We start from the raw sequence: 13,138 nt of genomic DNA, 5'->3' as shown, positions 1-13,138 counted from the left end.
TTTCGCATACGGGCGCCGGCATCACTCGGGAGCGAAGAAGATGTGCGACGCGCGTTCTCGGACGTCGGCGTCGGAGTGGTCGCGCAACGCCGATACCAGCTCGCGCCACGGACGCGGCCATCCGGCGTGAGGTCCGGCCTGGCTCGCGATACTCGCCGCGAGCAACGCCTCCGCCGGGCTTGCCGTGAGGGCTTGGGCGGTGCCGCGCAGCTCTGGGCGGCCCGGGGCGTGGCCGGCCAGCCAGGCCGCGAGCCGGTCCGCCACTTGCCAAGCCAGTGCGGGACGGTCGGCGAGGGCGGCGATCCGGCGGAGGTCCGGCAGCAGGTCGCCGCGGCGGGGGAGGGCGGTGACGGCGAGCAGGAGCGCGTCCGTTCGGTACTCCGCCCGTTCCGCCAGTTTCATGGACAGTTGCTGCGCCGCACCGCACATCGTTTCGCCGCTCGCGTCCAAGCGGGCCGCGAAGCGCACGAGGAAGAGGCGGAGCCGTTGCCGCGCCGGCTGGTCCCGGCCGTCGACGACGACGCCGGCCGATTCGGCGAGCGTCGTGGCCGCGGCGTGCAGGGGCGCGGGATCGCCGGTGACCGCGGCCGCGACGAGCACCGCGTCGACCGCGGCTCGCCAAGTCGCGGTGCTGGTCAGGTCGCCGATCAGGGTCACCAGCGCGGCAGGCCCTTCGCGGTCCCAGACGCTCCACGCGGGCCAGGCGGCCAAGCCGATCCGCGCGGTGTCCGGGTCGGTGCTGCCCGCCACGGTCCGGACGAGCACGCCGTAGCGCGCGCGGTACTGCTCGGCGACGGTCATCGGGTCGGCTTCGGTCACGGCCGTGGCCACCGCGGTCATCGCGGACGCTTCGGTGAGCCACTGCCACGCGCGTTCGTCGTCGAGCAGCCGGCGCGCGGCCGACACGATCGCGCGGCGGAGGTCGCGGTGCAGGCGCGGGTCCGCCCACAGCGCGGCCAGTTCGCCGGCCGCGCCGGGCACGCGGTGCTCGGCGAGCAGCCGGACCGCCTCCTTGCGCGACGTCAGCTTCTTCCCCGCCAGCACCGGCCGGAGTGCCGCACCCAGTTCGGCCGGCGGGATGGTCCGCGCGGCGCGGCCGGCCGCGTACACCGCGACCCGGGCGCGCTCGGTGTCGGCGTAGCCGAGCAACGTGCCCAGCGCTTCGCCCGGCCGATCGGTCCAGGCCAGCCCCGCCAGTGCGGCCTCGACCACGGCGACTTCGCCGTCCTGGAGGAACGGTGCCACGTCGTCGACGCGGACGCCGGGCAAGCTCGCCAAGCGGCGCACGGCGGAAACCCGTTCCCAGACCGGCTTGCGGGGCGCGGTGGCGAGGTCGGCCAGCAACTCGGCGTACCGGGCGACCTGGCGCGGCAGCCAGTGCCGCAACGACCCGCCGAAGGTCGGCACCAGCCGGACGCCGCGGGCGGCGAACCGGCCGCGCGGCGGCCGGTCCAGCACGAGGTCGAGCAGGTCGGTCCGGCGCCCGCTGACCGCGTTCGCCACCGCGGCGACCGCGATCGTGGACGAGTCGCGCCGCAGCACGGACCCGACGCGTTCGTCCCGGGTCGCGGGCGGGGCCAGCCACAGCTCGAGGGCCCGGTGGACCGTGGTGTCGTCGGCCGCGCCGGTCGCTTCGCCGACGACGGCCTGGAGGCCGGGCATCGCCCACGCCCGCCGGTGCAGGCCCGCGGCCAGGGACAGGACCAGGGCGTAGCGGCCGGCGCGGGCGTCGGCGGCGATGCGCGGCCGCAGCGCGGAGAACAGGCCGTGCTCGGCACCGCGAGGCAGATCTCGGTCGAGCCGGTGCAGGTCGAGGGTGTGCGCGTGGCCACCGGACAGTTCCAGGATCCGCAGGCCGCTTTCGACCAGGTCGGGCCGCGTCGTGAGCGTGCCCTGCCGGACCAGGCCGACGGCCGTGGTGCCGACCGCTTGCCGGGTGCCCCAGGACGCGTCCCGGGCCTGCACGGCATCGGTGGCCAGCTTGACCAGGGTGGCCGGATCGGCCGCCCGCAGCAGCCATCCCGGGATGGCGGCGACGGCGGCGAGCGCGACCTGGCGGACCGGGTCCTGCTCGTTGGGCAGCCGGGTCAGCGACGCCAGCAGGCCGGCGACGACGTCCGGATCCCGGGTCGCGGCCGCCGCGCCGATCAGCAACGGGTAACCGAGGGCCCGCTCCGCCGCGGTCGGCCGCGCGATCGCGGCGCGCAGCGGGGGCTCGGCCTCCGGCCACGGCAGCCGGGCGGTCGCCTGCCGCCGCAGATCGGGGTGGTCGGCCACGGTTCGGGTGGCGAGCTGCCGGCGGGCCTGCTCGTGCCGGGACCACCACGGCAGGACGTCGAGCAGCGTCATCGGCAGCCGGGCCTGCTGCAGGTCCCGTTCGCCCAACGCTCCACTCAGGACGGCCGGGCGCCGGCCGGGCGGAAGGCCGCGCAGCAACGCCGTCAACCGGTTCGCGTCGGTGAGGCAGGTGCGCGCCAGCGAGGTCAGTGACTCGTCCGAGGCCTGCCGGAAAGCACGCTGCGTGCTCCGGCCCGGCTGGAACCGGATGAGCCGCGTCGGATCGGCGAGGATCGCGACGACGCGCTCCGGATCGGCGGCGGTCGCCGCGGCCAGCCAGCGGTCCGCGCCGGCCGGGAGCCCGGTGAGCGGTCCCGAGTGCGCGAGCAGGTCGACGAGCTGGGCCGGATCGTGCCGGACCAGTTGTTTCAGCGCGGGCCCGAAGCGCGCCCAGGTGGCGTTGCGGCCGGCGTCGCCGGCTTCGGCCAGCCGGCGGCGCAGGTGCGCGAGCACGACGGCGGGGTGCCGGCGGGTCAGCGCGGCGAGGTTGGGCACGGCGAAGTCCAGCTCCGGCAGCAAGGCCGTCACCGTGCCGGCTTCGCAAGCCGGCAGCACGGCGGCGGCCTCGTGGTCGCCGAAGCGGGCGCGCACCGAAGGCAGGAGAGCTTCGGCCCACTCGGTGGCGCCGGTGGCGCGCACCGCGCGGTAGAGGGTGTGCCGCCACCCGAGCGGCGCGGCCGGCAGGGCCGCGGTGACGGCGTCGAAGTGCCGGCCGCGGCGGGCGCAGTGGTGCATCGCCGGACCGGCGACGCGGGCATCGGCCGCGACGAGGCTGCGGCGCAGGTGCGTGTCGTCGCCCCCGATGACGGCCATCGTCGCGGCCCAGGTGCGCGGGAGGCCGGGGAGGGCGTCCAGTTCCGCGAGCAGTGCGGTCAGCTCCGGGGAGCCGGCCAGCGCGCGTGCGGTGTCGGCGAGGACCCGACGCCGGGCCGGCGCGGCCAGCGGATCGATCCGGGCGAGCAGGGCGCGCATGTCCATTCCGGCGATTGTTCCCGATCATGGAGCTCGCACCAACGCAATTCCGCCCGGCGGCGCTGCGGAACCGGGCAACCCCGGTCGAGCTCCGAACTCAATCCTCGAACTGCCCGCTCGGCCGGACGCCCAAGGAGGCGAAGGCGTCCTGCGCCCGTTCCCGCCACACCCGGGCCGCGTCGGCACCTTCGGACACCTCGAACACGGCGGCGAGGGCGGCGAGAGTAACCGCTTCCCCCAGACGATGTCCGGTGTCGCGGTGGATTTCCAGCGCCTGCCTGCCGTATCCGGCGGCTTGCTCGGTCTCGCCGCGCCGGTGCAGAAGCCGGGTCAACGCGGTGAGCGCCCGGCCTTCCAGGCCGCGGTAGCCGGCCGCGCGGGCGAGGCCGAGTGCCTCCCGGACCCCACCGGGATCCTCGCGCGTCATCGCCAGCTCGATCAGGGCTTCGACGGTGCCGTACCGGATTCCGCTGTGCCGGGCGAGCTCGAGTGCCTTCCGGTGGCAGTCGATCGCCGCCACCGGTCGCCCGAGGCGCCGGTTGACGGTGCCGAGGACGTTGAGGGCGTCCGCTTCCCCTCGCTGGTCCCCGGCGCGGCGCGCGAGCTCGAGGGCGGCCCGGGCGCGTGCGTCCGCGCGCTCGAGGCGTCCGCTGTCCCGGTCCACCGCCGCCATGCTGCGCAGGGTGGCGGCTTCGGTGCCGACGTCCCCGATCTCGCGGAAGAGGGGCAGCGCGCGAGCGAGTTCCGTCAGCGCCTCGTCGAAGCGGCCCAGCGCGTGCAGGGCGTCCCCGAGATTGCCCAGTGCCGTGGCCTGGCCGGAACGAATCCCCAGTTCGCTGTAGCGCGCCAAGGCTTGGGCGTGTCCGGCGGCGGCTTGCTCGTAGGCGCCCGACTCGTACTGGACGAACCCGAGGTTCCCGAGCGCGCCGGCCTCCCGGACCGGGCTGTGCGACTCCGCGGCCAGCGCCAGCGCACGCCGGTAGCAGTCCGCCGCCTTCGCGGTGTCTCCCGACTCCCGGTACACCAGGCCCAGCTTGCCGAGCACCGCGGTCCGGCCCGCCACCCAGCCCGCGAGGCGGAGGAAGCGGTCCGCTTGGGTGTAGTGCTCGATGGCTTGGTCGTGCTGGTTGCGGCGCAGGAACAGGTCACCGAGGTTGATCCGGGCAGCCGCGCGGGCCCGCGCGTCGCCTTCGGCGTCGGCCGCGGCCAGCGCCACCGACGCCAGCGCGGACCAGTCGGGGCGGTGCAGGCCGATCCAGAAGTACCCGCGGAGGGTGTCGGCCAGCAGCCAGGCGACCCGCCGGTGGCCCTGTTCGGCGGCCAGCCGGCCGACCGCGACCACGTTGGCCCGCTCGCTGTCCAGCCAGGCCACGGCCTCGGCCCGATCGCCGGTCCCGCTCGGCGGCGCGGAGTTCGGCGGCTCCGGCAGGCGCACCAGCTGCGGGTGGATCACCTTCGCCGCGGCGTCGGCGGTGCCCAGGTACCAGCCGAACAGCCGAGCCAGCGCCGCCGCGCCCTCGCTCTCGCCCTGGAGCCGGGAGCGTTCGCCGGCGTACCGCCGCAACAGGTCGTGGAAGGTGTACCGGGCGGGCCGGTGCTGTTCGATCAGGTGGGCCGCCGCCAGGCCGTCCAGCAGGACCGCCGCCTGCTCGGTGGTGCTGCCGGCGAGGGCCGCGACGGCGTCCGGGGCGAAATCCTCGCCCGGGAACAGGCCGAGCAGGCGGAACAACCGTTGCTGATCCCCGGCCAGGGCCTGGTAGGACAGGTCGAAGGCGGACCTGAGGGCGGCGCGTTCGTCGTCCGGGATCGCCAGGCTGCCGAGCTGGTCACCCGGGCGGAGCCGGGTGACGTAGTCCGCCAGGCTGCCGGGGTGGCGGCCCAGCTTCGCGGCGGTGATCCGCAACGCCAGCGGAAGCCGGGCCGTGCGCCGGATCAATGCGGCCACGGCCGCGGGTTCGCGGCCGACCCGCTCGGCGCCCAGGGTCGCGGCCAGCAACCGGCCGGCTTCCTCCTCGGTGAAGACGTCCAGCGTCAGCAGGACGGCGCCGTCGCAGGCGACCAGGCCGTCGAGCCGGTTCCGGCTCGTCACCAGCACGAGGCAGCCCGCCGTTCCCGGCAGCAGGGGACGCACCTGGTCCGCGGTCGCCGCGTTGTCCAGCAGCACCAGGACTTTCCGGCCGGCGAGCATGGTGCGGAACAGCGCGGCGGCCTCGTCGGCGTCGACCGGGAGCTGCTCCGGTGCCACCCCCAGCGACCGCAGGAACCGGGTCAGGGCCTCCAGCGGCCCGATCGGCGTCCCGGGCCCGTAGCCGCGCAGGTTGACGTACAGCCGGCCGTCGGGGAACCGATCGGCCACCCGGTGCGCCCATTCGACGGCCAAGGCCGTCTTCCCCACTCCGGCGGTACCCGCGATCGCCGCGATCACCACGGCCGGGCACCGGGGGAAGGCCTGGTCCAGTTCCTTGAGGGCGTCCACCCGGCCGGTGAAGTTGGTGACGGCGGCCGGAAGCTGCTGCGGAACGGGCAGCCCGGCACTCGTCGACGGCTCGTTCGCCACGTGCAGATCGGCGCTCGCGCGCAGGATCCGTCCGTGGAGCTCGCGCAGCTCCGGGCCGGGATCGATGCCGAGGTCGTCGGCCAGCTGCTTCCGGAGGCTTTCGTAGTGGGCCAGGGCCTCGGCCTGGCGGCCGCACCGGTAGAGGGCCAGCACGAACTGACCGGCCAGCTGCTCGTCGAGCGGCCGGTCCGCCGTCCGGGCGGCCAGCCCGGCCAGCAGCGCGTGGTGCTCACCGCGTCGCAGCCGGAGGTCGGTGTGGTCCAGTTCGGCGGTGAACCGCTCGGTCTGGAGAGTGGTGCGCAGGGCGTCCGCCCACGGGGTCTCGAGGCCGGCCAGGGGCTCGCCGCGCCACAGGCCGAGTGCCTCGCCGAGCAGCGCCCGGACCCGGTCTTCGTCCGCGCTCGCCCGCGCCTCGGCCACCAGCGCCCGGAACCGGTGCAGGTCCACCGAAGACGGCTCGGCGAGCAGCACATAACCCCCCGGCCGGTGCTCGATCCGCATCTCGGCGATCCGGCGCAACCGGGACAAATACGAACGAAGCGAATTGCGGGCGTCGCCCGGAGTACGGGAACCCCACACGCGGTCGATCAATTGATCAACCGGCACGACGCGGTTGACGTCGGCCAGCAGGGCGGCGAGAACCCACCGTTGCCGGGCGGGCCCGGCCGGCACCGCGACGCCGTGGACGCGCACCTCGACGGTGCCCAGTATCCGGAACTCCATGACCACGTCCCCGGCGAGTCGAGCACCCGGCATAGCACGCCGAATGTCCCGGAATCAATGTTTCGCCAATCTTCGTTCATTTCCCGGCGGGCATGCTCTTCGGCGTGACCCGGTGCGGAACCGGTGATCGACGGAAAGGGAGGTCCAAAGTGAAAAATTCTCCATTGCGGCGGGGGCTCGCCGTCCTGGTTTTCGGGGCGGCTCTGGTGGGCGGTGGCCTGGCCATGTCCGGCACCGCCGGCGCCACGACGCTCGGTGACCCGGCCCCGGTGCTTCCGATGACTCTGGCGCCCTCGTGCGTGTCCTTCACGCAGTACCAGCACGGGAACGCCATCACCGGCTACTACACGACCGTCTACCTCGACAACAACTGCGGTTACCAGACGCGGGTGAAGATCATCATGCGGAACGGCTACGACAGCGGCTGCCTCCAGATGAACCCGGGCCTGCTCGACAAGAAGTTCACGTCGGACTCGGACAACGGGCTGAAGCCCTACGTCGATCGTCTCGACGCCTGTTGAGTGCGTCACCATCCTGGATCGATCGGTCTGCTAATCGGGGACTGATCGATCCAAGATGGTGATCGTCAGGCTCATGGAGCACTGGCCATACTCGGTGGGACGCTGCCCGTCCCGCTGTACGCGTTCTGGGCGGCCGACCTGGGCTTCGGCTCGTTCACCACGACGCTGATCTTCGCCGTCTGCGCAGTGGTCTCGTTGCTGCTGTTCGCCGGCGTGTCCGATCGGTCCGGACGGCGTCCCCGCACCCTCGCCGCCGGTCTGCTCGCCCAGTTCGCGCCGGCCCCGGCCCACCGGGTCTTCTGGCTCTACCTGGCGCTCTGGTCCCGGCGTTCGTCGCCGTGGCCCTCGCTCCCGAGACCGTCACCGACCGGCAGCCGGCGCGGGTGGTGGTGCAGCGTCCGGCCGTCCCCGATTTCCCGCCGGTTTCGCGTCGCGCTGGGCCTAGACGACGGCGTCGGTGCAGCTCATCGCCGGGTCCGGGGCCGTCCCGCTGCGGGTGCGCCGGAGGTGCGCTTCGCCCCAGACCCGGACTCCTTCGACGACGGGCAGGAGGGTCGTCCCGTAAGGAGTGAGGCGGTAGAGGACGCGCGCCGGGACCGGTCCGGTCACCACGCGTTCGACGAGCCCGTCGGCTTCGAGCTCGCGCAGCTGTTCGGCCAGGACCTTGGCCGTGATCGGCGTGCCCCGGCGGCGGAGGCCGGCGAAGTGGCACTCGCCGTGGGCGAGCCAGTAGAGCAGGGTCAGCTTCCACTTCCCGCCGATCGCGGCGAACGCCGCGGCCATCGGACAGCCGGGCAACGGGTTGGGACGGTTACGTGCAGGTGCCTTCTTGTCCACGGCGGTGCTCCCCTCGGATAGTCGAACCATGACCGTGCCATACAGAAGAGCCCTCACCGCCGGCCTTTCGGCCCTCCTGCTGGTCGCGACGGCCGCGTCGACCTCGCCCGCGTCGGCCGCGTCGCCGGCGAGCGCCGCCGGCCGGCAAGACTTCGCGTGGGAAATCGGCACGTGGCGCAGCACCGTGCGGGTGCTCGCCGAGCCGCTGTCGGACTCCGCGGACACCTGGCTCCAGTTCGCGGGTACCAGCACCGTGCGGCCGCTCCTGGACGGGCGCGCGAACGTTCTCGAGTTCGCCGTCTCGGGGCCGAACGGGCGCATCGACGCACTCAACATGCGGCTGTACGAGCCGCAGGCCCAGCGGTGGAGCCTGACGTTCGTCAACATGCGCGACGGCTTGCTCACCCCGGCGGTGTACGGCGGCTTCCACGACGACAGGGGCGAGTTCTACGGCGACGACCAGCTCGGCGGCCACCCGATCAAGGTGCGGTTCCTCATCTCCCGGCCCACCCCGGACGAGGCGAGGTTCGAGCAGGCGTTCTCGGCTGACGGCGGGACGACGTGGGAAACGAACTGGCTGGCCGTGGATCGCCGGATTCGCCGGTGAGGGGAAACGCCGGAGCAGCTTGAAAGGCCGCGCCGGGAACGGCTGGTTCAGTCTGCGGTGCTTTCGTGGGCTTCGCGGGCAGCGAGCAGTTCGGGCAGATGCTCGCGGCTCCAGGCGCATTGGGCCGCCATCGGCTCGAAAAGTGTGTGGCCCAGTGGGGTCAGTTCGTACTCGACCCGGGGTGGGATCTCGGGGTAGGCGGTGCGCGTGATCATCCCGTCCCGTTCCAGCGCCCGCAGCGATTCGGTGAGCACCTTGGGTGTGATGCTCCGCAACGGCGCCTGGAGCTCGGAGAACCGGCGGGGCCCCGATCGCAAACACGTGATGATCTTGGCGGTCCACTTGTCACCGATGCGCATCGGTGCCGCGACGGGGGCGCAGTCGGCGAACATGTCGGGGTCCAGCGGCTCACTCACACTGTCCACCGTACGTAACTATCGTTGCGGAAACCAAGGGTTCGCCCCGTAGCGTTCGCGGCATCGGCAGGTGATCGAATCCCTGCCAGGCCGGACGGAGTGAGCGCAGTGGGCAAGATCGTCGTTTTCGGGGCCGGTGGCCGGGCAGGACGCCGCGCGGTGGCCGAGGCCACGGCCCGGGGCCACCAGGTCACCGCCGTCGTGCGCGACCCGCGGCAGCACCCGGACCTGGCCGGTACCGGGACAGCCGTGGTCGCGGGCGACGTCACCGAGCCGGACAGCGTGGCCGAGGTGGCCGCGCGCCACGACGCGGCCGTCAATGCCGCGGCTCGGCTGGACGTGCCGGCGGAGACCTTCTTCCCGGCCGCCGCCCGCGCGTTGCTGGACGGGCTGGCGCGGGCCGGAGTCGGGCGGTTGGTCGCGGTCGGAATCGGCACGGTGCTGGAAACCGCACCCGGTGTCGCGGTGCACGACGCCCCCGGTTTCCCGGCGGAGGGCCGGGCGTTCTCGCTCGGGCACGCGGCCGGGCTCGCGGCGCTGCGCGGAGCGGACACCGACATCGACTGGGTGGTGCTGGCCCCGCCGCCCATCGTCTTGGACGACGAAGCGGCGCGCACCGGCCGCTACCGGACGGGCGGCACCCGGATCTTGCCCATGGACGATGCGACGCCGTTCTCCTACGCCGATCTCGCCGTCGCCCTGATCGACGAGATCGAGACCCCGAAGCACCATCGCGCCCTGGTCGCAGTGGCGCCGTGACGCCTTTCCACCCGCTGACGCTGGCGAGCCAGGCCCTGAGCGTGCAAGCGGCCATCGGCGACCGCCTCACCCTCGGCATCAGGCCCGGCCACCGGCACCGCATCGAATCGGTGTTCGGACTGCGTTTCGAGCGCCCGGCCCGGCACACCCGAGAGTATCTCGGCGTTCTGGTGCCCCTGCTGCACGACGAGACGGTCGAGTTCGACGGCGAGATGTACCAGGTTGCCGGACAGACGCACACGCCGGACGCGCTACCGCCCTCCGTGCTCCTTGCCGCGCTGGGCCCGGTCATGCTGCGCATCGCCGGTGAACTCGCCGACGGAACGGTGGCCGTATGGACAGGCCCACGAACGATCGAAACCCATGTCGCCCCACGGATCACGGCGGCCGCAGCTACCGGGTGCTGTTCGACCGGGAAGGCGTACGCGGACCGGCGGATGTCGTCGTGGTCGGCGAGGTCACCGTCTGAGGCATAGAGGGCCGGCGTCGTCCGCGCAGGTGTAGAAACGGAATGCGGCCAGCGCACTGTGACTCTCAGGAGTGAACAAGAAGTTCTTGAACGCAGATGCCAGTGATCCGGGTTCGGACCCGGCGAGACTGTAGACGTATTCGACGGTCCAGAACGGGTAGCCGTGCTCCCGGATGTCGGCGAAGGTTCCCTCGCGGCCGTCCAGGGTGATCTTCTTGACGCCGTCCGCCTGGTCCACATCGGACACACTCGCGTACCCGATCGCGCCGTCCAGGTTGGCGACCCGGTCGAGCAGGTCGCCGGTCGAGCCTTGCTCGCACACGGTCGGCGACCCGGGCGGGGCACCCTGACGCGGTTCCCGGCACGAGTCCGACGTCGGGGCCGCCTGCTGGACCGGGGTGCCGGGATGGCCGCCGAGCACGTACTTTTCCAGGGCCTGCCGGGTTCCCGAGTCGGTGGACCGGCCCACGACGCGGATCGCGCCGGTGTCGCGCGGGTTGTGGGTGATGTCGCTCCAGGTGTGCGCCGCGCCGGTGAAGATCCGCCGCGCGTCGTCGGCCGACAGGGCGCCGATCGGCACGTCCGCACCGGCGACGAGCGTGAACGGCACGATCGCCAGCGGCTCGGCCACCAGCTCCCGGAACTGCGGATCGTCGAACCGGCCATCGGACAGGGCGAGCTGCTCGGTCCCGTTCTTGCCGGCGGCCACCAGCCGTTCCAGGCCTTCCCGGCTGCCGGGCGTGCGAACCTTGACCGACGCTTCCGGGCAGTACGCGCCGTACGACCCGGCCAGCGCCGTGGTGGCCCGGCTGAACGCGGTCGACCCTTCGACACTCAGGGCGCCGGACGCGCACACGACGCCTTCGGGGAGCTTGGCGAACGGGGTGACGTTGTTGAGCAGCAGCACCACCGCGAACGCCCCGGCGCAGAGCGCGGCCAGGCCGCCCCACGCGAGGGTCTCCGGCCGGATCTTCTCCCGGCCTTGACGGGTGGTGATCCGGCCCCCGCGCAGCCCGCCTTCGACCACGACCTGGTGATTCGTCCCGGGCTTGGTGCCCGACAACACGATCACCAGCTTGAACGAGTCGCCCGGCTGGAGCGGGACCGCGGGCAGCTTCACCCGGTCCCGCTCGATGCCGGCCTCGCCCAGCCCGGTCAGCACCCGCTCCAGCACCGCGGGCTCGAACTCGGTGGCGTCCACGGACACCACCGTCCGGCCCGGGAAGTAGAGGCTGAGCGGGGAGACGTAGTCCTCCTGGCGCAGCGGCGCGCCGCCGGTGTTCTTGATCCGGACGACCACGACACCGGGATCGGCCACGGCGTGGTGCTCGCTTTCCAGCCGGACGGTCTCCCCGACGTCGACGCCGAACGGGGCGTCGATCCGGACCCGGCAGGACAGCACCCGCTCGCGCCGCGCACGCACGACGGACGCGACCATACCGGTGATCGCGACCGCGGCCGCGGCCAGCAGGCCGGTGATGCCGATCGTGCTGATGGCCGCCTCGGCGACCCACCGCCGTTCGGTGATCCCGAGCACGGCGGCCACGACCGCCACCGCGCCGAGACCGGCGCCGAGGACGATCCGCTGGCGGGTGGTGCGCCGACGCGGAGCGGCGTGGTTGAGCACCACGTCGGACAGCCGGCGCGCCCCCTCGGCCGTGGACGGCCGCGCCAGCATGGCGCGGCCGATCCGGGCTTCGGCGGTGGCCACCCGCTCCTCGATCCAGGCGGGCTCGGAGCCCGGATAGGCGGCCTGGTGCAGCTGCCTGGAGAGGTCCCGGGTGGCGCGCTGCGGGTCAGTGCTCGCCATCGCCGGCCTCCCCGCGCCCGGTGCATTCGGGGCAGCGGCCGGACATGCCGTCCAGTACGTAGGACGCCTCCAGCACGGCCTCCCACATGACCCGCTTCGGTCCCTTGCCGCGGCCGTCCCCGGCGTTCAGGAACTTCTCGACGACGATCTCCCAGTGGTCCTGCGCGGTCCGCCAGTCCCCGTCGTGCCGCAGCGCGAACCGGATGCCGAAGTAGTCCGGGACCTCGAAGCCGTGCCTGCCGTACTGCAGGCGGTCCAGCAGCGGGATGGCCCCGATGCGCCGGCCGGCCGCTCGCCCGCGCGAGCGCCGGAGGCTCCGGTTGTCCGTCACCTCGGACACCACGTAGCCGGCGACGGCACCCGCGAACCCGGTCACCACCAGCCAGCCCGAGATCGACAGGGGCAGCGCCACCCACGGCGCCTCCGTCTCCCACGGCGAAGCGATCTGCACGCTGACGTCGTAGGCGACCCGGCCCCCGATGACCAAGGCGTTGAGGGTGAAGAGACCGGCGAAGGCGGCCAGGATGTAGTAGCCGCGGACCCGGAGCCAATACTGGATTCCGGTGTGCCGGCCGAGCGAGCGGCGCCGCCGCCGGAGCAGCGCCGTCAGCGTTTCCCGCCGCGGCGGGTCGACCGCACCCGGTTCGCTCGCTTCGGCCGCGCGCACCGTCTGCTGTGCCGACGTCATTCCCGCTCGGGACGTCGGCCGATTCCCTGCCCCACAGCTGGAAACTACCCCGAGCGGAGGCCCGGGACCGGCCCCGAGCGCGGTTGTCCACCTTCCGTTCGTCTGGTGGACACCGGGGACCGGCTACGACGTCCCCTTGAGGTGGCGGACCACGCCTCGCGCCGCGAGCGGCGTCGGACTTCCGGTTGTTGCGGCTCGGAGCCGGTAGGGAGGGGTCGGCGGATGACCGGAAGGACTCAGGAATCCACGATCGCCGCGGCCGACGGCGCGGCGATCACCGGCGGCAGCGCGTCGTGGCCAGCGGGACCGGGCGGCCCGACATCCGATCAGCCGATCCCGCGCCTGTGGCCGGAAGTTCACCGGATCGGTACGTTCGTGGTCGCCTTCCGGCGAAGCGCGGCAGCCATCAATTCCCGGTGCCCGTACGAGACGAGGAGGTTCC

The 13,138-nt window shown here is 73.3% G+C and carries 11 protein-coding genes; 5 read left to right on the top strand and 6 right to left on the bottom strand.

Annotation, left to right across the window (positions count from 1 at the left end):
* Positions 1-21: 21 nt before the first annotated feature.
* Both AB0F52_RS46540 and AB0F52_RS46535 read right to left on the bottom strand, forming a co-directional pair.
* A complete protein-coding gene (locus AB0F52_RS46540; protein WP_360185358.1) occupies positions 22-3,315 on the bottom strand; it encodes a hypothetical protein in 3,294 nt (1,097 codons plus the stop codon).
* Between the two features lie 91 nt (positions 3,316-3,406).
* Positions 3,407-6,589, bottom strand: coding sequence for a BTAD domain-containing putative transcriptional regulator (locus AB0F52_RS46535; RefSeq protein WP_360185355.1), 3,183 nt, complete (start codon positions 6,587-6,589; stop codon positions 3,407-3,409).
* Between the two features lie 149 nt (positions 6,590-6,738).
* Here AB0F52_RS46535 and AB0F52_RS46530 point away from each other — a divergent pair, with 149 nt between their 5' ends.
* Positions 6,739-7,110 carry a hypothetical protein gene (locus AB0F52_RS46530; RefSeq protein WP_360185352.1) on the top strand — a complete coding sequence of 124 codons (372 nt, stop codon included), beginning with the start codon at positions 6,739-6,741 and terminating at the stop codon, positions 7,108-7,110.
* A gap of 441 nt (positions 7,111-7,551) precedes the next feature.
* On the opposite strand, the gene AB0F52_RS46525 is transcribed toward AB0F52_RS46530, so the two are convergent.
* Complete coding sequence (locus AB0F52_RS46525; protein ID WP_360185349.1) at positions 7,552-7,947, bottom strand: helix-turn-helix domain-containing protein; 396 nt, start codon at positions 7,945-7,947, stop codon at positions 7,552-7,554.
* A 28-nt stretch (positions 7,948-7,975) separates the two neighbouring features.
* On the opposite strand from AB0F52_RS46525, the gene AB0F52_RS46520 reads away from it, so the two are divergent.
* Positions 7,976-8,554, top strand: coding sequence for a hypothetical protein (locus AB0F52_RS46520; RefSeq protein ID WP_360185346.1), 579 nt, complete (start codon positions 7,976-7,978; stop codon positions 8,552-8,554).
* A 47-nt stretch (positions 8,555-8,601) separates the two neighbouring features.
* Here AB0F52_RS46520 and AB0F52_RS46515 read toward each other — a convergent pair whose 3' ends face one another.
* The gene (locus AB0F52_RS46515) at positions 8,602-8,970 is read right to left on the bottom strand and encodes a helix-turn-helix domain-containing protein (protein WP_360185344.1); all 369 of its coding nucleotides are present in this window, start codon (positions 8,968-8,970) and stop codon (positions 8,602-8,604) included.
* 108 nt (positions 8,971-9,078) lie between these two features.
* Between AB0F52_RS46515 and AB0F52_RS46510 the strand changes: the two genes are divergently transcribed.
* Both AB0F52_RS46510 and AB0F52_RS46505 read left to right on the top strand, forming a co-directional pair.
* Positions 9,079-9,729 (top strand): NAD(P)H-binding protein, encoded by a 651-nt coding sequence (locus tag AB0F52_RS46510; protein WP_360185341.1) that lies wholly within the window; start codon positions 9,079-9,081, stop codon positions 9,727-9,729.
* Positions 9,726-10,205 (top strand): LLM class flavin-dependent oxidoreductase, encoded by a 480-nt coding sequence (locus tag AB0F52_RS46505; RefSeq protein WP_360185338.1) that lies wholly within the window; start codon positions 9,726-9,728, stop codon positions 10,203-10,205. Before AB0F52_RS46510 ends, AB0F52_RS46505 begins: the two co-directional genes overlap by 4 nt.
* Here AB0F52_RS46505 and AB0F52_RS46500 read toward each other — a convergent pair.
* Together AB0F52_RS46500 and AB0F52_RS46495 are read right to left on the bottom strand one after the other, a co-directional pair.
* Positions 10,188-12,008, bottom strand: coding sequence for a substrate-binding domain-containing protein (locus tag AB0F52_RS46500; protein WP_360185336.1), 1,821 nt, complete (start codon positions 12,006-12,008; stop codon positions 10,188-10,190). The two genes, AB0F52_RS46505 and AB0F52_RS46500, sit on opposite strands and share 18 nt — an antisense overlap.
* Positions 11,995-12,696 carry a DUF6313 family protein gene (locus AB0F52_RS46495; RefSeq protein WP_360185334.1) on the bottom strand — a complete coding sequence of 234 codons (702 nt, stop codon included), beginning with the start codon at positions 12,694-12,696 and terminating at the stop codon, positions 11,995-11,997. Before AB0F52_RS46495 ends, AB0F52_RS46500 begins: the two co-directional genes overlap by 14 nt.
* Positions 12,697-12,918: 222 nt before the next feature.
* Here AB0F52_RS46495 and AB0F52_RS46490 point away from each other — a divergent pair.
* Positions 12,919-13,138 (top strand): hypothetical protein (locus tag AB0F52_RS46490; protein ID WP_360185331.1); only part of this gene is annotated, 220 nt, incomplete at its 3' end.

Origin of the sequence: Amycolatopsis sp. NPDC024027, assembly GCF_040638975.1 — a bacterium.
GTDB lineage: Bacteria > Actinomycetota > Actinomycetes > Mycobacteriales > Pseudonocardiaceae > Amycolatopsis.
This window is presented reverse-complemented; position numbering and strand designations above follow the sequence as displayed.

Bases quoted from the DNA above. Each gene is read 5' to 3' on its own strand.
- AB0F52_RS46535 (WP_360185355.1), bottom strand. From the start codon at position 6,589: ATGGAGTTCCGGATACTGGGCACCGTCGAGGTGCGCGTCCACGGCGTC.
- AB0F52_RS46520 (WP_360185346.1), top strand. From the start codon at position 7,976: ATGACCGTGCCATACAGAAGAGCCCTCACCGCCGGCCTTTCGGCCCTC.
- AB0F52_RS46540 (WP_360185358.1), bottom strand. From the start codon at position 3,315: ATGGACATGCGCGCCCTGCTCGCCCGGATCGATCCGCTGGCCGCGCCG.
- AB0F52_RS46500 (WP_360185336.1), bottom strand. From the start codon at position 12,008: ATGGCGAGCACTGACCCGCAGCGCGCCACCCGGGACCTCTCCAGGCAG.
- AB0F52_RS46495 (WP_360185334.1), bottom strand. From the start codon at position 12,696: ATGACGTCGGCACAGCAGACGGTGCGCGCGGCCGAAGCGAGCGAACCG.